At 40.1% G+C, this 21,296-nt stretch carries 16 protein-coding genes; 5 read left to right on the top strand and 11 right to left on the bottom strand.

Annotated features, from left to right (window positions below):
- Positions 1–2 precede the first annotated feature (2 nt).
- The 11 genes from ACWYVB_RS11190 to ACWYVB_RS11140 all read right to left on the bottom strand — a co-directional run bounded on the left by ACWYVB_RS11190 (position 3) and on the right by ACWYVB_RS11140 (position 15,323).
- A complete protein-coding gene (locus tag ACWYVB_RS11190; RefSeq protein ID WP_457528969.1) occupies positions 3–1,430 on the bottom strand; it encodes a protein kinase domain-containing protein in 1,428 nt (475 codons plus the stop codon).
- 3 nt (positions 1,431–1,433) lie between these two features.
- Entirely contained in the window at positions 1,434–2,135 is a 702-nt protein-coding gene (locus ACWYVB_RS11185) for a PP2C family serine/threonine-protein phosphatase (RefSeq protein WP_457528967.1), read from the bottom strand.
- Complete coding sequence (locus ACWYVB_RS11180) at positions 2,135–2,821, bottom strand: vWA domain-containing protein (protein WP_029801945.1); 687 nt, start codon at positions 2,819–2,821, stop codon at positions 2,135–2,137. Before ACWYVB_RS11180 ends, ACWYVB_RS11185 begins: the two co-directional genes overlap by 1 nt.
- Before the next feature lie 42 nt (positions 2,822–2,863).
- The gene (locus ACWYVB_RS11175; protein WP_172558321.1) at positions 2,864–3,505 is read right to left on the bottom strand and encodes a hypothetical protein; all 642 of its coding nucleotides are present in this window, start codon (positions 3,503–3,505) and stop codon (positions 2,864–2,866) included.
- Between the two features lies 1 nt (position 3,506).
- The gene (locus tag ACWYVB_RS11170) at positions 3,507–4,598 is read right to left on the bottom strand and encodes an MBL fold metallo-hydrolase (RefSeq protein WP_222793258.1); all 1,092 of its coding nucleotides are present in this window, start codon (positions 4,596–4,598) and stop codon (positions 3,507–3,509) included.
- 189 nt (positions 4,599–4,787) lie between these two features.
- Positions 4,788–5,687, bottom strand: a complete 900-nt coding sequence (locus tag ACWYVB_RS11165) for a hypothetical protein (RefSeq protein WP_457528964.1) — start codon at positions 5,685–5,687, stop codon at positions 4,788–4,790.
- Positions 5,687–7,330: an AAA family ATPase gene (locus ACWYVB_RS11160; RefSeq protein WP_457528962.1), complete on the bottom strand. Its 1,644-nt coding sequence runs from the start codon at positions 7,328–7,330 to the stop codon at positions 5,687–5,689. Before ACWYVB_RS11160 ends, ACWYVB_RS11165 begins: the two co-directional genes overlap by 1 nt.
- A gap of 79 nt (positions 7,331–7,409) precedes the next feature.
- Positions 7,410–8,618, bottom strand: coding sequence for a restriction endonuclease subunit S (locus ACWYVB_RS11155; RefSeq protein ID WP_457528960.1), 1,209 nt, complete (start codon positions 8,616–8,618; stop codon positions 7,410–7,412).
- Positions 8,615–10,216, bottom strand: coding sequence for a type I restriction-modification system subunit M (locus ACWYVB_RS11150; RefSeq protein ID WP_457528958.1), 1,602 nt, complete (start codon positions 10,214–10,216; stop codon positions 8,615–8,617). Before ACWYVB_RS11150 ends, ACWYVB_RS11155 begins: the two co-directional genes overlap by 4 nt.
- A gap of 153 nt (positions 10,217–10,369) precedes the next feature.
- Positions 10,370–13,768 (bottom strand): type I restriction endonuclease subunit R, encoded by a 3,399-nt coding sequence (locus ACWYVB_RS11145; protein ID WP_457528956.1) that lies wholly within the window; start codon positions 13,766–13,768, stop codon positions 10,370–10,372.
- Between the two features lie 61 nt (positions 13,769–13,829).
- Positions 13,830–15,323 carry a sigma-54 interaction domain-containing protein gene (locus ACWYVB_RS11140; protein WP_447073184.1) on the bottom strand — a complete coding sequence of 498 codons (1,494 nt, stop codon included), beginning with the start codon at positions 15,321–15,323 and terminating at the stop codon, positions 13,830–13,832.
- A gap of 307 nt (positions 15,324–15,630) precedes the next feature.
- On the opposite strand from ACWYVB_RS11140, the gene ACWYVB_RS11135 reads away from it, so the two are divergent.
- The 5 genes from ACWYVB_RS11135 to cas6f all read left to right on the top strand — a co-directional run bounded on the left by ACWYVB_RS11135 (position 15,631) and on the right by cas6f (position 20,879).
- Complete coding sequence (locus ACWYVB_RS11135; RefSeq protein WP_238851186.1) at positions 15,631–15,852, top strand: hypothetical protein; 222 nt, start codon at positions 15,631–15,633, stop codon at positions 15,850–15,852.
- Positions 15,853–16,126: 274 nt separating this feature from the next.
- Positions 16,127–17,314, top strand: coding sequence for a TniQ family protein (locus tag ACWYVB_RS11130; RefSeq protein ID WP_457528953.1), 1,188 nt, complete (start codon positions 16,127–16,129; stop codon positions 17,312–17,314).
- A 4-nt stretch (positions 17,315–17,318) separates the two neighbouring features.
- Positions 17,319–19,247 (top strand): type I-F CRISPR-associated protein Csy2, encoded by a 1,929-nt coding sequence (locus tag ACWYVB_RS11125; protein ID WP_457528951.1) that lies wholly within the window; start codon positions 17,319–17,321, stop codon positions 19,245–19,247.
- Positions 19,244–20,281: a type I-F CRISPR-associated protein Csy3 gene (gene csy3 / locus ACWYVB_RS11120; RefSeq protein WP_447073187.1), complete on the top strand. Its 1,038-nt coding sequence runs from the start codon at positions 19,244–19,246 to the stop codon at positions 20,279–20,281. The genes ACWYVB_RS11125 and csy3 overlap by 4 nt, the downstream gene beginning before the upstream one ends.
- A 4-nt stretch (positions 20,282–20,285) precedes the next feature.
- A complete protein-coding gene (cas6f, locus tag ACWYVB_RS11115; RefSeq protein ID WP_457528949.1) occupies positions 20,286–20,879 on the top strand; it encodes a type I-F CRISPR-associated endoribonuclease Cas6/Csy4 in 594 nt (197 codons plus the stop codon).
- The last annotated feature ends 417 nt before the right edge of the window (positions 20,880–21,296 follow it).

Genomic DNA, 21,296 nt, shown 5'->3' with positions numbered 1-21,296 from the left:
ACTTACCACCTAAACTCCCAAAAAATGTGCGTGTCTTGCGGATTACCCAAATGAATACAGTAGGGTTCGTTACTTTTCCCACGATTATCAGCTTTCAGACGAATTTTTTTGCTAAATTCCTGAATATGTTCATTACCACGAGAAATATGCAAAGGTTCTACAGGGATAACCATTAAGCAAGAATCGGAATATTCAAGCTGAATATGATCACTAGGAATTTTATCGTAGCTAAACGATGGCAATAATCGCTTTAGCTCTTTTTTATCGCCAGGTTGCAGACAAACTTTTCTACCTGTAACAATCTTATTACCATCCAATTCAGGATATGTTTCCTGTTTTTCTTTATCTGATAAAAATATAAATTCCTCAAACTGAACTAACTGTTCATCAACCGCAAAATCACAGAAGAAACAACTAATATCATCAAGATCAGAATTATCTAACGGTAATAAACTGTGACCGCCGCAATTGTGGCAAACAAATAGATGTTCATCTATTTCAGTAAGTGCTTCTAACCATTCAGCCATACTAGGACGTTCTAATGGCATATTTTTTCCAGGTCCAAAAGTCTGTTGAAATAGATGGGGTAACTTACTTTCTTCAATCAATTGAATCGGTAAATTAGCCCAACATTCATTATCAGGATCATCCGGGTCGTTTATCCACGGATGTTCGCCACGTAATGCTTCGTCTTCGATCTCTGGTTCTCCATCATTCACCAAATCACCTTTCAGTGGGTGGTTATGGGTCAACAATTGATAAGCAATTACTGCAAAGCTCCAACAGTCGGTCAAACTAGACAACATAGCTTCACCACGAACAACTTCTGGCGCACCATAATCTGGAGTATGTACAGTTAAACCAGAGTGAGATTCAAAACTAATGTTATCGCAGTCAATCAGCCAAGTTTCTGAATAATTAGGATCATCCGATACAAAGATGTTGTCCGGTGAAATATCACCATATAACATTCCTCGACTATGCAATTGGTTAATGGTACGAGCCAGTTGACATAACATACGGATTCGTCTGCGCAAACCACCTTGATCAAGATAGTTCTGAATATGCGGTGTTTGATTTTCTTCTGATATACTGTCTGTTGCTTCAATATAGCTATCTAACAATGACCTCAGTGGTACTAAACCATCCATCAGTTCCATCACATAACCCATGCGAGGTTCTTTTAACAAAACCAATGGTCGGGCTAATTTCAGATCAGCAATATCCTGACGAATAAGCCATTCAATATGAGAATGCCAACGCTTTTTAGCTATTTCATCCTTATTCGTAAAACCTTTAATCAAAACCTGGGGTAACTCCGTTGTGTACACAACCCCTTGACCACCACTTGCCAACTGACTTTTTAGTGGATACTTAGCACCACGAATGTCTTCCAAAATAGGTAATTTTTTCGTTTTATTTGTACTCATAAATCAGTCAATCCTGAATATACCAGCAATACTCTTATCATCCCCATGTCTCGGGGTAGTCCATTCATTCAATTCTTTTGTTAGCCATCGTTTACAACGACGTTTATTAGTCCGTTTCAACTGCTTGAAAATTGCATCAAAAAAGGCTTCTAGGTGTTCAGGAATCAGATCATCGGAAATACCATCCGTCATCAGCAATACACCGTCACCGGGTGACGTTAAAGAACATTCAATTGTTGACCAATCACTGTCTTTCGCTCGGGCTAAAGTTTGGGTTTGATTACCAAAGCCATCTCGTTGGGGTGTCACCACAGAAAATTGCCCCTGTCTTCTAACTAATAACAGCCCATCACCTACCTGGGCTGCTTTGATTTGACCTTTATCATTACTCCAGGCCCAAAGACAGGTCGCTTCATACTGCAAATATTCATTATTATAAATTTCCAGCCATCGCTTTTGAGCCTGCTGACTGATACTTAATGGTGATAGATTCGCAACATCCCCCATTTCTCGAAGGACAGAACGGACAACCTTTGTAGCCTGTTTGGAACCTTTATGACTCAGTTTTCGACTACCTAAGCCATCACAAACAGAAATACACATTCCCTTATTAATGCCGTGGACTAACACGGCATCCTGATTAGGGATATTGTCTTGCAAATGAGCGGGGCCCACAACTGAACTGGCCGTTGCTAACAATTTCATCAGAAATCTAACTCTTCAAATTCATCATCCTCTGCACTATCTGCAGAAGGAAGAGATAGAGGTGCTGACTGATTTGGCGTCGTCGAACGACTGCGAGTCGTCACGCTCATGGTTACAGCTTTGAAGAAACGATGAATATCACGTGCATTTTCAGCCTTAAATACAGGCGCTTCCAAATCATTGGCAAAATCACCCAAAAGAGATAAATCTGCATCAGCCCCAATCCCCATAGCAAAGCGAGTTGCCTTGGCAGAACGTTCACCATGTAAAAGAGACTGAAAAGCCCCAGAAAAATCATCAGTCGGATGACCATCTGATACCAATACAATAACTGGCTTGTATGCGCGAGATGGAATTTGCTCTTTATCTTCAATCAAATTGGCAACCAACTTACAAGCTTCACCTAATGGCGTACCACCACTAGCCGGCAATGGTTTAATGGCTTCAATTTGATAAGCCGGTGTTAATGGCAAGTGAACTTCCGCGATACCACCAAAAGTCACCACACTCACTTGCAGTTCTGCTCTCAAGCGACTTTCACTTGCAAAGACACTAATCATGTCTTTAAGCGCTTTGTTTAATGCCTCAACTTTCCCGTCAACCGACATACTGCCGCTGGTATCAGCCATAACAATAATTGGTAATGGACGAGCACTCTGAACCTGAAATTTTTTAAGATCTGACATTGTTATATTCTCTTTTAATTAATAACCACTAATATACGTCTTTTACTCGGTAACTGTCGTAGTCAAACTCACAGCAATTGCTGTGGTAACCATTCTCTGCCCTGCATTTCGTGCTGCAACGATAAAACCGATAATGGCAATAGCAAATACCCAAACAGAATCAAAACCAATTTGTGCCATTTGTATGTCTATCAATAATTTCGCCAACACCAAGATAATCGCACTAATCAAAGAAACTGCCGCTGCATCCCTGTAAAGCAAATAAGATTTATGCGTTGACGCTACTTCATCGTGATTTGTTACCGGTCGATAAAATTCCCGATACCAGTAACTATTTTGGTTTTTGTTGTCAGATTTAAGAGATTCATAATCAACTACTCTCGTCTTAAACAAGTCGATATCAATACGAGCATCTTTTTCGGCGAGCTGAATAAATCGATGGCCTGGTAACACATTTCGCCAGCGAAGAAACACCAGTGCATTTTTTAAGTCTGCAGGCATAAGGTGGCTAAGCCACCCTGCTAATACACTAATTGCCAACATCGCTCCCCCGGTATCCTTTAAAATATCCAACAAACTGGCATCGAAGGTATGACGGTTAACCATAGTAACAGCAATAAGTTGAATAACCACTAACACAGAAAGTGGTGCGATATTTTTCGCCTTTAGAGATAAGCCAGCCATCTTATGCCACCTCATCTTCATATTCATAGTGGTAAGGTTCTGGATCTAAACTATTCCAGCCGGCTCGGTTTGGGGCATTGTGGTAATGGTGGATGCCTGTCCCTCTGGTGGCGAGAACTTTCACACCTCGGTGAGTAAAAGCATTCATCACCGCTTTTCTTGGATGTTTTGGCTCTGCACCTTTCGCTGTGGAAGCTATCGCCGTAATCCCGCGGGATTCTCCTTGTGCAACAGGCTCTCCGACTAAACGATTAAGTACCGTTTTACCAATATTGCGTTTGCTGCCATGGTGCGGAATTTGTATAAATCGAAGGTCTGCAGTTTGACCACTTTGTTCTAATTGGTCGGCTGCGTATTCAAGGGCCTTAATACCAGCATCTCCCGTGAATAGTGAACGCCGTTCATCCACCAATAGTTGAGTAATGACACTCGTATTGTTTCTAGGAGAGGTTTCGCCACTATCATCAATTTTATCTTCTCCCCAGGAGACAAAGAAACGACGAAGTGCAGAAGCCGCTTTATTCAATGCACTTTCCAGCATATTTGATAGAGAGGCTTTTTCTGGCATGCCTTCAAAATCCGGAATAAGCGACTCATAAAACTCAACTGAAGGTCCAAGAATTTTAATACCACCACCGGCGTCCACTAGACCAGTAAACGGCTCTTGAACTTTAATACCTTTTGCTTCAGCCAATTTAACTAACGACCAAGCTTTTTCTAAGTTCTCCTTGAGACGCTCACCAATACTGTTGTCAGTGACTCGTCCATCTTTAAACTTATCAGCCAAACCTTGGTTGTGTTCCCAAGGCTTATGAATCCAGAGTTCTTTGACATCCAGTTCATTGAGTACTGTTTCCAGACCGTTGATATGGTCCAAATCTGGATGAGTATTGATAACTAAATCAACTACAGATGTACCGTAATAATTTTTGATATGTTCAACGAGGCTTGTACCTGTATCTTTGAACCCACCATCAATCACAACTACGGTTTGCTCTTCGCGAGTCCCGTACAGATTGCCATAGCGCAAAGCAATCGCATCGCCACTCTTAGATTCTTCACCAACACCTAAAAAATCGATTTCATAACCCATAACATTTTTCCTCTCTTGTTAATGTTACAGGTTATATATCAAGGTTCATGCCAATCAATAAAATACATATAAATCAATGCATTAAAAATTTTCACATCAGAGAAACAGGATAGAAAAATAAAATATATTACTATTTAGTAAAAATTATTATGTTGAAAAATAAAGTCCTATCCCTTTCGTTGATAAACTCTAAAGCAATTGAAAATGATCAATCACTTTGGGGTTACCTTCATAATTAGAAAATTGTGACAGAATTTCATTTTTCCTATTCTCATCCATGCACGTTAGATCCGTCATATTCTCTCTTTGAGCCACATCCTCCGGTTCAACAAATCCACGATCGATGCGTAAACCTGCTTTTTCAGAAATAAAATAGCGAGCATGAAAATCGAAATCTAAATAATCATCAGACCAACGAACAACTTGAATAGTAGTCTTATCATTGGAAAACGGAGCTAACATCGCTGTACATTCATTCTTGAACTGTTCAACAGAAATGGGATATTTACTGTAAGCCGTGTGAATAACAAAATCACAGTTCTTACGACCCATATTGCCGCACACAGTTAGAAGGGCAACCAGAACCTTTAGACATCTATTCTTTGATTGAAAATAAGGATCAACTAAAGTGAACTTACTACTATCGCTGATAACGAATTTTGCTGATTCCGCCAAACAATTTGCTGTTCTTTTTATGTTTATATCACGGCGATTTTGGAACAAAATTTCATCGACTTGATTAAGTGGATGTACTTTATCGTTATCAAAATCAGCTTTGACTAATATCGCATCCAATTGTGAACAAATTGCATCGGATGTAGTGTTATGAATCCAGTCGATCTCACTATCATAAGGTTGACTAAATTTATAAACCCGATCCTGTTTTATCTGACTGAGCTTTTCTTCGATCCGTTTAAGTTGAATATCACCCAACCCATTCTTTCTGCAGGCTTCCATAACTAAGGCAAACCATCTTTTAGGATAACGGGCAATCAAAAGACCATTGCTATAACCAAATTTCTCGACCGTATAGCGAAAATCAGCCCAGTTATCAATCGCCTCCGGCTCTATGGCAAATAAACTATGCATTAGAACAGCTCCTCAGAACGTTCAACAAAGAACCCTTGCGGCCAGCGGTCGACAAACTCACCATCTTCATCAATACGGATACGCTTCGTCACGACACCATCATTCGTCGGCTCTAAATAAACAATTGCGACATCCTCTTGTTTAATTGAAGGATAGCCATCTGGCAATTCATCATCCGTTGTTTGTCTGATTCTTTTGAGCAACCTGAGAATTAAGTGTTCACTATGAGTTTCAATCAGAAACGAATGTTTATCTTTGGTTTTAAAAAACACATCAGCCAGTTCAACCTGAAAGCGAGGATGAATATGTAACTCAGGCTGTTCAATGCTTATCAAACCAACATCATCATAATTTGCAGCAACAATTAGAGGCAGAACCTGTGAAATCCCAGTTCCCAATTGATTGGCAGACAACATGATATTTGAGCGTAACTCTTTGAAGAATACATGGCGTTTACTTAACAAACCCAATTCATCTGGTACACCTGAAAGATTAGAAATTTCAGCAATGGATTGGTTAATAATTTCATAACCAGCATCAAGCTTATCACTCGATGCAAACCACTCGCTGGTGTCTTTAATCAGTTTCTTAATTGCCTCATTACTTTTCGGATCTTTATACAACAGATCCCAAGCTGCAGAACCATCAACCCAGTCTTTTTGTTCTGGATGAGGATTGGGAACATAATCATTGTCAGGAACTAGACGCAAAGGGCCAATCTGAGCATTGGCGTTAAAATATTCCAGCAACTTATCAAGCGGTAATACAAATGCTTGACTCAAGACCTGACGAACGACAAGAAAGTTAAAATGAATGTCTAAATCATCAAATTCCTGGCCATCCAAATTGGTAAACACTGGCAGCCCTAAATACGGAATAGCGCCGCTTCGACAGCCTAAACTGATTGGTGCAACCCGGTTTACAAATGAAATACCAGCCCCTTCGGTATCAGCCACTTCTGCTGTACTTACCGGATTGGGATTGAGAATATCCAATACAGCTTCGAATTCGCTATGAAATGCATCTTCATCAAGAGGCTCTCGCTCACTTGCATCACCATATTGCTCCTCTAGCCAATCATCATGGTTAAATGGAATCAATAATGGGTGTTGAGTATTCATTTCACTGATGGCCGTGTTTTTCAGATCTTCTTTTGAACTGATACAACCGACATAAATATCATTAATCCAAACTCGATAATGTTTAACGTATGCTCGTTTAAAACGCTCTGACCACGCGATTTCGAATTCAACCGCGCCTGATTCAATGCTGCCACCAAAGTCATCCATCAGCAGATAACTAATGACTTGAATTTCATTCGCCATTTCCTCAACGTCAGAACCATAGTAGACAAATGGGGTTCTGTCTGGAGAAAAATCCAAGCGGATCTTTATTGATTTTTTTAAGTCCTGACCATGCACGAGTGAACGAAAACCACCAATGGATTTATCGCCAAGGGCATCCAATTTTTGTGGATCGCAATGTCCATTTTTTAAAATCTGCTGAACATAAGCCAACGCCATCAGCACCGAACTCTTACCGACACTATTAGGTCCAAATAACAGTGTCACCGGAGCAAGATCGATGGATTGATTGCTTTTAAACGAGCGAAAATTGGTGAGAGATATTTTGGTGAGCTTCATTGAACTATACCCAATTATTATTCATCTTTAATAAAAAACAGCGACATAACCTGCAGTCATATCGCTGTTAAAAATATATCTAAAGCATGCCGCTGAAAGCTTTTTGACTCAAGGATCCAAATAGAGTATCCGCTTCAACTTTGTTATTAACAATTCGATGCATTGTCTTTCTAAACTTTTTAACCACTTCGCAAAATACTTGCTGGTGTTGTAAAGGAGGCAGCGGTATAGATAACGAAGACAAAATTTTCTGATTGATATTTTGAATATTTGCTCCTTGACCACCTTTCAACATAGCTCGCTTCATTGAAGGTGTTCTAAGCAAGTAATTCAGATATTCAGGTTCAATTTCAGAATCTTCAACTCGATATCTAATACAAAAACCACTGAAGGTTAGCGCTTCATCATCTGGATAAACGGAAATACAACGTCCAACCAATGCTTTGTTACCATTTGAACGAACAAAAACTAAATCCCCATTTTTAAGTAAATAGTCTTTGGCTGGACACTCATTCAGTTCTACACGACCTAAAGATTGCATATCAGTAATAGTCGTTAATGACTTAAAGTCTCCAACACCAAGGTAGCGCAAAGAGATACCTGAATCTTCTTTCGAAAAGTTCAATCCATTTTTAAACGTACCATGTGAAGGTAATCTACTTATATCCCACCCCTTCGGATTCGTCACAGGATCACCAAACATATCCAAAAACACTGCACGCAAAAATTCATCGGCAAGCTCAATAGCTTGTTGTCGTTTACGACGAATGGCATCGGCTTTATCCAAAATAGCTGCAATACGTTTTTGTTCGGCTAGAGGAGGAAGTGGGATTTCCAGTCCTTTAAATCGTTCAACATCTAAGTTAGATATATTTGTTGTTTGCCTACCACAATATCTAATAGCATGTTGAATTTTTGGTGATGACACCCAGTGATATAAATAACGCTCATCTATTTTATTAAATATTGGACGAACAATAGAAATAAAACCGCCCGCTGTCGTTTCATAATTCAAATTTTCAATGAAACTAACTTTACCTACGAGCTCCCAACTATTAGCAGAAGAAATTAATAAGTCACCATACTTAAGTTTTTGCTCTTCTCTTTTTACTATGCTTTTAGGTATAGCGATTAGGTCTCTAGAATCCAACCCTGACACTTGAACGTTTTTTGTTCTCATAACCACAATAGAGTCTTGAGAAAAGGGCTCGATAACATCATCTGGCTTAAAAGTTACACCTCGTATAAATTTAATAACTGTGCCCAGTTTCACCAATGGCCAACTCATAGCATTTCCTCCAACTCATTTAAGTCAGCCAGGATTTCTTTTTCTAATGCTTTAAGTTTACCTAATATCACTTTAGGTTCGTCATATTGCTCTTCCTTATACACCACCTGTTTATAGCGGTTAATCGAAAGGTCAAACTTATTATTGGCTATATCCTCAGCATCCACGACAAATGCTTTTTGAGTCTTATCACCAAAGGCTTTGTTAATGTCCTCAACTGAGGCATTACGTTGCACCAATTGACAATATTGCTTCCATTGAGCAAGTGCATCCGGTAAATCATTACTACCCTTGCCTTTGAGCTCTTGGCGCTTATCATCTAATGAGTAACCATCGGCTTGCAGATCATAAAACCAGACACGATCCGTTTTACCGCCCTTGGTAAAGAGCAATATTGCAGTAGATACTCCCGCGTAAGGTTTAAATACCCCACTTGGCAGGCTAACAATCCCTTCCAGCTGATTGTTTTCCAGCAGCTCCTGACGTAATTGCTGGTGCGCTTTAGAAGAACCAAACAAAACTCCATCAGGGACAATCACTGCAGCACGTCCACCTAACTTAAGTGCACGCAAAATATGGGCAACAAACAGTAATTCTGTCTTTTTAGTTTTTACCATTCCTAATACATCTGGATTGGTATTCGTTTCATCCAGACTGCCTTTAAATGGCGGATTAGCCAAAATCACATTGAAGAAGTTTTCTTCCTGCTTGGGAAAGTTCTCTTTAATCGACTTACTCAAGGTATCCTGATAACGAATATTCGCGCCATTCACACCATGAAGCGCCATGTTCATACTACTTACCCGCAGCATGGTAGTATCAAAATCAAAGCCCCAAAACATATCCTGATTAATATGATCCCGGTAAGGTTCTAATAGATCGCCCGAATACTGTTTATTACCATCTTCATCCTCAAAGATACCTGCCGCACTAGAATGAGCACGGTTTAAATATTCCATCGTACGAGCTAAAAATCCCGCAGTACCACAAGCTGGATCACAAATGATATCCGTTGGTTGTGGATCAATAAATTCAATCATGGCGTCAATGATATGGCGTGGGGTACGGAATTGTCCGTTGATACCGGCAGTGGTTAACTTACTCAACAAGTATTCGTAGATATCACCTTTAACATCGCTCTCAGTAAGAGGTAGACAGTCTACAGCCCCAACTGCGCTGGTTAATACCGATTCATTTTTAATCTCTAGATCAGCGTCTTGCATATATTCGCCGATACTACCTAACGCTTGTTTCTGGTCACCATTTTGCTCGTCAACATCTTTATCTAACTCATGACCAATTTCGGCAAAAAAAGGAAAGACTTTGTCCTTGAGGTGAGAGTGAAGTGCTTTCCCGCTTAAATTTTTAAAGTTCTTCCAACGCAGCAACTGCCCTTCTGGCGTATTAGGAAACAAGCGATCAAATTCTTTACCGGAACGATTTGCTTTACGCTCAGCAACATCTTCCTGCATATCCAACATTCGAGCAAACATCAAATAGCTGATCTGCTCAATCACAGTCAGTGGGTTGGTGATACCACCTGTCCAGAATTGTTCCCAGAGTTTATCGATATCATTACGGATTCTGCCTGTTAGCATGTATTATCTCGCTTTATAAATTTTTGTTTGTAAATTCAGAATATAAATTGACAAGGGTGCAACCCATCATCGCTTGCTATTAAACGGGGAATTATACCCTTTTAATCATTGTTAAATACGGAATCATTGCATCCGCCAAAGTAACTGGTCAAATTACATACCGGTTGGTTGAATATCATCCTGGATAAAGGGTTTAAGTACCGTGATTAGTTCGTTGATATCATCCTGTGGAAATACACCATCAATCCCATCATAAGAGATGGAGGTAAATGGAGCTTCATAAAGCTTATCAACAATGATCGAACCATGCTGCGCAATATAACTTTTCAGCTGGTTCATAAACCGAACCTGCTTGGCGGTTAGTGTCGGATGCGCATGCAAAAAGTTTTTGAAAACTTCTTCAACCGCTTCCCCATCCAACCCAATAATTTCTCGTACAGTCAGGTGTAACTGATCCGCTGTTCTACCATAAAATTCATTCAGCACATCCAGACTCACACCAGGATGTGAGGTAAGAATGGTAGAAGTTAACGATTTGAGTTCAGCTTCAGCAATCGGCTCACCTTTACGAATTTTCTGTAGTGTTGGGTTAGCCGCTATCATTTGATCCAGAATATCCTTAAGGCGGCGACGATAAATCATGGCTTCATTCGCCCCAGGAACAACCACTTTTCGATCTTTTTCCTTGATATTCGTGTCGCTCATTTTAGTCGTTGGTGTGGCATACATTCCTCCACCGACAGTCTGACGATACTTCATAATACCGCGCAGTTCTTTCCGAGCATTTTCCAGTTTTTCAACACTTGGATTTTGCCAAAAATCCGCACTACGAACGTCAGAAATCACCGCATCTTTCTGACGTACAGCCTGGATATTGACCGCTAACTTATCGATCTCTTCCAATAATTGTATTTTCCCGTCGTCGAAACAACTCGCTTGCTCTACTAAACAACGTTCAATACTTGCCACCAATTTATCTAGCTGCGTCGCATGTTTATCACGTAGTACTCGTGCTGACATCAATGGTGCAATGGTATTGACCAGCACATGTTGTGTTTTCGCATCCAGTTTCTGCAGTAAATCCGTTTGCTGCAGTTGATGCACAATACGCAGCTCTCTTTTCACCGCAACACTGGTATCCGGAAGGTCATTAATATCCATCCGCAATAGTTCAATGGCTGCATCAAACCCTGCTGCATGATTGTGCTTTAAAGCGGCTTGAGCTAACTCTAAACGAGCTTCAAACGTGGTTTGTAAAAGAGATTTACTCCCGGTATCTTCAGGCTCTTGATACTCTTCTTCAAAGAAGTCAAAGTTGCCGTAGTGATCAAAAATCAAAAACTCTTTTTTGTGTTTATCTTTACCAAACAGATCTTTACACAGACGCGTTCCACGCCCAATCATCTGCCAAAATTTCACCCATGATTTAACAGGTTTGGCGAACACCAAGTTCACAACCTCAGGCACATCAATACCGGTATCGAGCATATCCACCGAAATCGCAATGCGAAAATCATTGTGACTATTTTTAAATTCCTTAATCAAACTATCGACATGTGGAACCTTGTTGTGAATCACCTTACAAACTTTTGTTCCATATTGTGGGTACAGTTTGCAGAATAATTTTTCCAGTTGCTCAGCATGCTCCTGACGTTGAGCAAAAATGATAGACTTCCCCACCAACGAGCCAGTTTCATCCTTAATACCGTTATTCATCAGGTTTTCAAGGATAATTCGATCGGTTTTTTCACTAAAAATCTTACGACCAATATCTTTGCCTGCAACTGTCGTTTGCTGGGCCTCTTCAACACCAAGCTCTTCTTCTAACTGGCGTTTTTGTTTGTCGCTTAAATCGTTATAGTGAATCCCATCGCGCAAAAATCCGGTGGTAAGGTCTTTTACGCGAAAAGGCACTAGATATGGCGGTTCATTGTTAATCGCCGCATCTAATCCAAATTCAAAGGTGGGATCCGTTGTTTCACAATCAAACATGTCAAAAGTATTACGACTGATAAATTTGACTGGCGTTGCCGTTAACCCCATCTGATGCGCATCGAAGTAATCAAATAAATCGCGATATTTATTGTAGATACTGCGGTGAGATTCATCGGCAATAATCAAATCAAAGAAACCAACATCTAACTGAGCAAATCGGTTCATCATACCTGGGTAAGTAGCGATATAAATTCTCGCAGTTGGGTCAATTTTATTGGTTTTCCCAACAACGCAGCGAGGCTCAGACGGCAAGTTAAGCTTAAATGCATCATCTGCCTGAACTCGCAATTCTTTACGGTCACACAAAAACAAAACTCGTTTTGCCCAGCCGGTACGGAGCAGTAATTCAGCTAAAGCAATCGCAACACGGGTTTTACCTGTACCGGTGGCCTGAATAATGAGTGCTTTACGACGCTGTTTCTGAAAATGCTCAGCCACTGTTTTGATAGCTTCAATCTGATAAGGACGATCAGCAATGTTCAAATCCGGGTTAAATTTTTCTAATTCAGCCGTCCGGTAATGTCTCTGATAGATCAGATAATCCAAACTGTCTTGACTATAAAAACCGTAGACAGGTCGGTAGGCATTATATTGATGATCATCCCAGATAAAGGTTTCATAGCCATTTGAATAGAAGATAACCGGACGTTGATATCCCATTCTTTCAAAAGCATCCGCATATAAGCGAGCCTGTTCACGACCAGCCTGCAAGCTGACATTACTTGATTTTTTCGCTTCAATTACCGCAAGTGGATGTCCATTACTTCCCCACAATACATAATCGACATAACCTTTCCCCGATGAATTATCAGGGAAATCCACTTCTACTTCTTGACCAACTTGATCCTTATTATGGATGTCCCAACCAGCCTGTAGAATCATGGCATCAATCAACATTTCACGGGTTTTCTCTTCATTCCACTGAAGGCTATCCGCGACTTGCTGACTTTGTTGTTGTCGCTGTTGTCGTTCTGCAGTATTAGGCTCAGGTAATTGATCACTATGTTGAGTGCGTTCCTGCTCCAACTGCTCCATAACTTTGTTGAGTTCATCTTGCTGTTTTTTGAGTTCTTTCTCATAACTGGAGACTGATTTCTTCAGTTGAGTTAGTATGGATGTTGGATCTGGAATATCAGTAAAAGCAGGGATCTGGTCTTTCTTTTTACCGTAATATTTGATGCCAATGTACATAGCAAGTTGATGAGCGATACCCAGTGCCATGTGTGCATTGCGTAATTCGCCTTCAGCACCATGAGCAGTATCATTGCCCTGGACACGTAAAAAGTTAATTTGATAAATAAGCGATTTAGTCACGCAGTCCGAAAATACCGGGCTTTTGGTTAACTCGTAAAAAGTAGCCTCTGGTAGCCTTGGCAAGCGCTCTTCTTTATAAATGGATTTGGTTAATTCTTCAGCAAAGTTACGCAGACGAGTCAAAGCACTTCCAGGATCAATATGTAGTACTGCCTCAGCCAACCCGCCAAGATTAGCCAGCACTTCATTTTCTGGTCGCAAAAATTCAAAGTTTACAGATTTCATAAAATTTATTATGTCCATACTCGTCTCCCCTATTGCACATATGACTTATAGCGAAGACCGTGCCAAGTTTATTCCCTCGTTAGGAAATACCGTATTTATCCATCCAATTATTCAGATTTTGATAGCTTTTCAAGCCAAGAAGTTTTGCCGCATTCGTTTTGTTTCCATTACAATGTTCAAGCGCCTGACGAATATATTGAGATGCAACCTTACCAATAATACCATTAATATCAACACCTTGAGATATATCCTTATGTATTACACCTGCGTCTTTTTCTGGCATTTGGAACAATGCTTGTCGAATATCATCAGAAGTAATGGTTTTATCTTCACACCAAAGCAATGCTCGCAACAAAGTCGATTGCAATTCCCGAACGTTCCCCTTCCATGAATGTTTCAGGATAAGATTTTTTGCATCAGGAGAAATTATTTTACGCTCTAAACTTGATTCTTGCGAACTTAACGTTTCAAGTAGAGAGTCAGCTATAAGCAATAAATCGCCTTCGCGCTCTCTGAGCGGTGGTAAATGCAATACTCCAACTGCAATTCGATAAAACAAATCTTCTCGGAAAGTTCCATTCGAGACGGCTTCCATTAAGTTCCGGTGAGTTGCAGTAATCAATCGAACATTGACTTCCTGCTCTTTCGTGCCACCGACAGGAGTAAACGAGCCTTCCTGTAGAACTCGTAACAGACGAACTTGAACGTTAGCTTCCAACTCTCCAAATTCGTCTAAAAATAAAGAGCCACCATTCGCCTGTTCAAACACACCAGGTTTATCCGCCGTTGCACCGGTGAACGCTCCCTTTTTATGACCAAAAAGAACAGAGTCCACCAATTCAGAAGGAATAGCACCACAGTTCAAAGCAATGAAAGGTTGTTTCGCTCGATTGCTCGCGTTATGGATAGCTCTAGCAAATAATTCTTTACCGGTTCCTGTTTCACCATAGATAAGCACTGGCACGTCATGCTCAGCAATAACTTGTGCCTGAGCTTTAAGTTTCAACATTCGAGGATTACGAGTAATGATATTGTCGAATGCAGCATCTATTGGCGTACTCGCTTGTGCTAATTGTCCAATTTTATCGCTGGCTAGCGTTTTCGCAGCGGGAATGTATTCTGCCGACAATTCAAAAGGAATCTCTATCTTTTGAACGCCTTGTTGAATGGAGGACTGATAAAAGTCACAGGCATAACGAGTCTTGCCCAGTAGTATCCAAACAGCCTGCATCGCAGGAGTGCCAGGACTGAGTAGGATGGACAAATGATCGTTATTAACATCAAACGAAGAAAGGTGTTTACTTGCTTGAAGATAAATTTCGCTGAAATTTATTGGTGATGATAGGTTGGCAAATTTGGCATTAACAGGAACATCTGTTTGGCTCTTTAGCCAATCAAGATATGGCAATACACGCTCATCAGGGTAATTATAAATAAACTCAGCAGCGTCAAACGCTTCAGTTTCCAATGTAGAAGCAATTGGACCAATCGGTTCATTTTTTTGGGGGTCATGACCTGTTGATTTCAAATCCGTATCGCCAATCCAGCTAACTAGTACACGTCGACTTTTCATGTTTACCTTTCTATTTCAACATATTGATTCACCGAACATAAATTCCGTGCACTACACAATACCATGTATATGAAACAATGAACGATATTACCCTTAAAAATTTAATACAAACTGTATCTAAAAAAGCGGGCTTAGACTGCGACAACATCACCTATTACAAACTCACTAAAATTACACGATTTTAAGAATTACATGAATCATGTAATTTTCCAAATCGTGTAAAAATAAACTAAGTTAATCAGCACCTTGCCATTTAAGCCATAATCAATAGAATCTGGCCGAACCTAACTACCATTCGGTGTACTTTATGAAGAATGAATTTGACGAGCTTTTACCAAACTTGGAAGAGTTCAGTATGGCAAACGTGCCTTTTAAAGTCGTAGATCCCTCTAGTTTACCTACAAACACTCTTACTGCATTTGATAAGTTTATGGCTGGCGCTAGTGTCCCGCACCGAGTATTTGTATACAGTCAGGACTATGCAAGATTCTGTATGCTAGTTCGCCGCGGTGATATAAAAATTAGCTAATTTGTATCGTGGGAGGGCAATATTTCCTTCCCTCTTCTTAATCCCCTAACTCTGAGAAGTTCGCGAGATCGGTAGTTAATCCCAGAAATTCTCTAAACATGATCAACGCTAAATATTGAAATCGCAGTAACATCATGTTTTAAAACATTATTTTGATCAAAACCACAAAGTGACGTAAAACTATTCGCATTAATTTAATCAAGAGTTAAGTATCAACATTCAACTCAAAGAGCTTTAGCTGAGCTTAATGCAAGTGAGTGGGATATTGATGAAGATGATGTTACTGCAACGACCAAAGCCATTCGAAGATGAAAGTCTTGAGAGCTATTTAATCCGAATCGCAAACAGAAATGGTTACCAAGATGTTGATCGTTTTTTATCTGCACTTAAACACTATTTGTGCGATGGGGATTCTGAGAAATTTTCCTCATTCCCCACTGATATCCGTCGAATAAACCCATATTCATCAAAACATAGCTCAGCTGCTAGAAGTCATGCTCTCCATCAGATAAGTCAATTAACATTTACTGAGCCCGTTGATTTACTGAAGTTAACCATTAATCGTTCACCACTTAAATATTCCCCATCAGTAACAGCACTTATCCGTGGTTGCGAGGTTTTCCCTCGATCTTTACTAAGGACCAATATCATCCCGGTATGCCCCGTTTGCCTTCAGGAAAATGGATACGCCAGCTATTTATGGCATTTTGAAGGTTATGACTACTGCCATATTCACGACCTCGCTCTAACCTATAACTGTCAATGTGGCGAACCTTACGACTACCGAGTAAGCGGTTTACAACTAGTTTGCTGCTCATGTGGAGCGACACTAAATCATTTATTAGAAAAGCCAGCTGATAGGTCATCCGACATTTCTCACTGGCTAGCAGGTGAAACCATAAAATGGTTACCAGCAGCTCCCGTAAGTTATCGTTGGGGGCTAGTTCATTGGTGGATGCACAATAAAAAATCAAAAGAACTGGAAACAGAGAGCTTCACTATTTTTTGGGAAAATTGGCCCGATTCCTTTCATAACCTAATTCACGAAACTCTTAGTTACAATCAGACCTACTCACTGGTAGCACCCAACCAATGGAGACTTAAAGACTTACTAGGGGAAATACTTTTTAGCTCAATAAACTTGCCAGGTCGAAATCTACAATACAACTTGATACTGAGAGAGCTTTTCCATTATCTAGAAAATCATTTGTGGGAAAACAATGGATTGATTGCAAACCTAAGACTAAGCGCCTTTGAGGTTTCTCTAATTTTAGGCTGCAGTACTGAAGAAGTAGCGTCTATGTCAGAACAAGGATTGTTGATTCCCATACAAAACAGGAAACGTTATGAACCGATGAGTCTAACAAACTGCATTTTTCATTTTGGTGACGTCTTCTGCCTTTGGTTAGCTGAATTTCAGACAGATGAATTCAACCGTTCATTTTATACCTCACGATGGTGATAAAATGACTTTAGATGAGCTATTGGCAACTACTAAATATGAAGAATTAATATCTTCAACTAAACGGTCATTTCGTCCATTATCCCCACTGATTGATATCACTGACAATCCGATGACGGCATTGACTATCTTAGTCAATCTGACAGAGAAAGGGATATCCAACAAAAATCTTCTTGATAAAGAGCGTTGTAAAGAAAAACTGAGGGATCACAAATGGTGGGCTGCAGTCTTAAAACCAGCCCAATACCGTCACAGCCATAATGTTAAATTTCCTGATATTCGTTCTACAGGCACAATTCGAACAGTAGCACCTGATAACCTTCCGGCTTATTTCATCACGTCGAGCAAACTGCCTAACGTAGGATGGACTTACTCAAAGGATTCCTCTGATATCAATCGCTGTCTGTTTTTTACCTCTGAATTTTTATGGGCTGGACAACCATGCTGTTTAGCCAGAGCGTTAACGGATAGTGAACACCCACTTTGGAGTACACTCAAAAAACTTGGGTGTTATGAGAAAAATAAAAAACTGGCAGCAAAGCTGCTTTCTCAAATCCCCGGCGAACTCATTGATGTTGATTTAACCGGTAATTACCTCAGCCAAGTTTCTTTTCCGGATGGTCGGGATAGTTATCTGTCTTTCTCTCCCGTCGCATCTCAAGCTATGCAAAGTTGTGTTTATCAATCACTAGAACAGCATTATCGACAAACGGCCCTTATGGGATTTGACCGAGCAACCAATATGGGGCTACTTTCAGCCAGTTGTGGTGGCCGATTTCGCCTGATTGAAACGAAACCCTACATCAAAGATAAACGACACCACTATATTTCAGAACTACCAAACTGGCTCACCAAAGAAGCTATTCAATCAGTAGAGCAGTTTCTAAGATCAGAACAATGGCTAGTTACCCATAATGATAAGCCACGTAATATGGCGATAGTAAAATCTTCCATTCGTTCTATGGTGAATCGCTGGTTAAGCTCTCGTACAAATACAGAAGCCCTGTCTCAGGCTGAGTTAGCGGAACAACTTAATAACGACATAGCTTCCAAACGTATTATAAAAAGATACGCTTACCAACCTAAGTTGACTCGGTTATTCATACAACTTATAGAAAATACTGGAGAAGATAACGCTTACAAAGAAGATAGAAAACCGACAACGAATAGTCAGTACCTTTTGATCCCTGAACTCAGAATCTCTGGAGGTTCTGCCATAAGTTCATCGGTCAGTGTAGGACTATTTTCAATGATGTCGCTTTATGGATTTATCCATGCGTTCGAACGGAATATGCAGCTTGTACTGACGAGTTTTACCATTGATAGTTTTGCCATATGCATCCATGACTATCACTTGGAAAAGCGAGGGTTAACCAAAGAGCCGATTAAAAAGGCAAAAGTACGCAAAGATGAACAAGAAAAAATAGCACCTCCTGCTATCTATGATGACTATCAATTCGATAGTTGTATCAGTCTAATTATCAAAACATCAGAATCAAAAACTATACCCGCTGAAAAAATGGTGGCATTACTTCCAAAACGCTTTGCGAGGGGCACAATCCGATTGTCCATTGATGGCATTCAAGAAATAGGAGCGTTTCCCAAGCCATTACCCGCAATACAGGCAATAAAAAATCCACTTGGTAGTTGGCTGTCGTTTGAACCTGACTTGTCTTTAATATCAACTGATTCAATAGTCGATATAGCTACCAATCACAATAATTTATGGTTGACAGTGATGGGATACCAGTATTTAGAACCATCCACAACAAAACCTAGTTCGCTACGAGACTACCCTCATGCCCTTGTCGAAAATATCTTGGGATTTGTTAAGCCTAGAACCGTAACAAAATCGACCAATTTAGATGATCTATTTTGGCGCTATCAAATCCAACCATTTGGCGTCTGCTTACTACCAAGGAGTATCAAGTGAAGCTTCCTATCCATCTAGCCTATGAACGCTCAATTTCCCCTTCAGATGTTGCCTTTTTAGTCATTTGGCCAGATGGATACAAAGAGCCACTGCCTTGTTACAGTCGCACAATCCTTGGCCTTAACGAAGGTTCACACGTTGGCTATGATGGTTCTGGCGCCGTACGAAATAACTTAAAAATGAATACGCTGGTCGACGGCAATATTCATGAGTTGGACTATTGTTCTGTGCCATATGGAGCGAAATCAATAGAGTGTTGTTTCTCCGTTTCCTTTTCTTCTGAATTACTCAAGCCTTATAAATGTTCAGAGGCCAACGTAAAAAAGACACTTCGAGAATTTGTTAACCTATATAACCGACGCGTAGGGTTAGAAGAACTAATAATCAAGTACCTCACTAATATTGCACTAGGCACCTGGCTTTGGCACAACACTAAACGAAGTTATTGTGTCTCCATAGAAATTCGGCCATGGCCTTGGGAAGGAGAGCCAATTATCATTGATGATATACGCAAATATCTCAAAGGCGATAGATCGACCAACGACTTACTCAACTGGAACAAGCTGATTGAACAAGTAAAAGAAGCTTTCACAGATCCTATGGGCTTATGCATATTGGAGGTAAAAGCTAACTTAATCAAACCCACGATGGCGCAGCTTTATCCTAGCCAAATGTTTAAAGAAGCAGCCAAAAAAGAGAACAACCGTCTCTATCAATCGACCATCATTGATGGTATCAAATCACCCATTATGGGCTGTTACAAAACTGGGGCGGCTATCGCTACTATAGATACTTGGTATCCGGACGCCGAGGAACCAATTCGGGTTGGTCACTACGGTGTAGATCGAGAAAACAGTACTGCATATCGACATCCCGATACAAGAAAGGACTTCTTTAGTATTTTAAAGCGAATCGACGAATTGGTTGATCTACTGAAAGATGCCAAAGAGTTAAGTCAAGACGAACTCAAAGATATGCATTTCCTTATGGCTAATCTAATCAAAGGTGGGTTATTTCAGGAAAAAGGGGAATGACGACATGATACTTTACTATCGAACAGTCACCTTTTTGCCAAAAATAAAAAATAACGAAGCATTAGTGGGACACTGTCTGAAGGTTCTTCATGGTGTATGTACTAAGTACACAATCAACACTATCGGAGTGTCTTTTCCTGAGTGGGGAGAAGAGACCATCGGTGACAAAATTAGTTTTATCTCACCCAACCAGCTCGAACTGGACTTTTTACTTCAACAGACCTATTTTTCTGAAATGACAGCGCTTGGATACCTAAACATATCGCAGTCAAAATCGGTTCCTGAACAATGCAATTTGGCTGTTTTCCGGCGCAATCAAAAAATCGACCAAGCGACACCGAATGGACAAAGAATCAGAGCCGAACGTCTGGCTAAACGAGCTATAAATAGAGGTGATTCACCTATTCGATTTGCCCCAAAAGACCTCGTGTTAGGACATTATCACTCGATACCGATAACAAGTACCCGTAGTGGCAAATCATTCAGGCTAAATTTGCAATATCAACCACTTGATACAGTTCCAGATGGACAATGGACGTTTTCAAGCTATGGGTTAGCAAATCAAGAGCTTGAAAGTGGTCCTGTTCCCGTAATTTGACCAATTTAATATTCATACTCGATAGACATATGATTTTTAAACAAAAAATTTAGCCATTAAAATAAAAAATATTATTTTTCTTTACCGATTAACAGATTAATAAATATACACTATCTTTAAATTGACCATTATTCACCGCCGCATAGGCAGCTGATAATGAAGGACAAAATCCAGGATGGCCTGATGCACAGTTCACCGCCGCATAGGCAGATTTAACTCACAAATAGCCTTTAAAAGGCTATTTGATTTATGCATTAACGAGGATTATAATCCTCATTAATGCTGAAAAAGTATTTGATAAAAAACGTACCACGTTCATTCGAGTTCACGATCAGACACTGCTGAATAAGTAGATATTAGGAAGATTGTGATTAGTGTTAAAAATGGTGGGGGTCAGAACCTAAAACAGATCTCACT

This window comes from Vibrio sp. JZG10, assembly GCF_054064075.1.
This window is presented reverse-complemented; position numbering and strand designations above follow the sequence as displayed.

Coding starts and splice junctions, on each gene's coding strand:
- ACWYVB_RS11190 (WP_457528969.1), bottom strand. CDS start 1,430: ATGAGTACAAATAAAACGAAAAAATTACCTATTTTGGAAGACATTCGT.
- ACWYVB_RS11185 (WP_457528967.1), bottom strand. CDS start 2,135: ATGAAATTGTTAGCAACGGCCAGTTCAGTTGTGGGCCCCGCTCATTTG.
- ACWYVB_RS11180 (WP_029801945.1), bottom strand. CDS start 2,821: ATGTCAGATCTTAAAAAATTTCAGGTTCAGAGTGCTCGTCCATTACCA.
- ACWYVB_RS11175 (WP_172558321.1), bottom strand. CDS start 3,505: ATGGCTGGCTTATCTCTAAAGGCGAAAAATATCGCACCACTTTCTGTG.
- ACWYVB_RS11170 (WP_222793258.1), bottom strand. CDS start 4,598: ATGGGTTATGAAATCGATTTTTTAGGTGTTGGTGAAGAATCTAAGAGT.
- ACWYVB_RS11165 (WP_457528964.1), bottom strand. CDS start 5,687: ATGCATAGTTTATTTGCCATAGAGCCGGAGGCGATTGATAACTGGGCT.
- ACWYVB_RS11160 (WP_457528962.1), bottom strand. CDS start 7,330: ATGAAGCTCACCAAAATATCTCTCACCAATTTTCGCTCGTTTAAAAGC.
- ACWYVB_RS11155 (WP_457528960.1), bottom strand. CDS start 8,618: ATGAGTTGGCCATTGGTGAAACTGGGCACAGTTATTAAATTTATACGA.
- ACWYVB_RS11150 (WP_457528958.1), bottom strand. CDS start 10,216: ATGCTAACAGGCAGAATCCGTAATGATATCGATAAACTCTGGGAACAA.
- ACWYVB_RS11145 (WP_457528956.1), bottom strand. CDS start 13,768: ATGGACATAATAAATTTTATGAAATCTGTAAACTTTGAATTTTTGCGA.
- ACWYVB_RS11140 (WP_447073184.1), bottom strand. CDS start 15,323: ATGAAAAGTCGACGTGTACTAGTTAGCTGGATTGGCGATACGGATTTG.
- ACWYVB_RS11135 (WP_238851186.1), top strand. CDS start 15,631: ATGAAGAATGAATTTGACGAGCTTTTACCAAACTTGGAAGAGTTCAGT.
- ACWYVB_RS11130 (WP_457528953.1), top strand. CDS start 16,127: ATGATGTTACTGCAACGACCAAAGCCATTCGAAGATGAAAGTCTTGAG.
- ACWYVB_RS11125 (WP_457528951.1), top strand. CDS start 17,319: ATGACTTTAGATGAGCTATTGGCAACTACTAAATATGAAGAATTAATA.
- cas6f (WP_457528949.1), top strand. CDS start 20,286: ATGATACTTTACTATCGAACAGTCACCTTTTTGCCAAAAATAAAAAAT.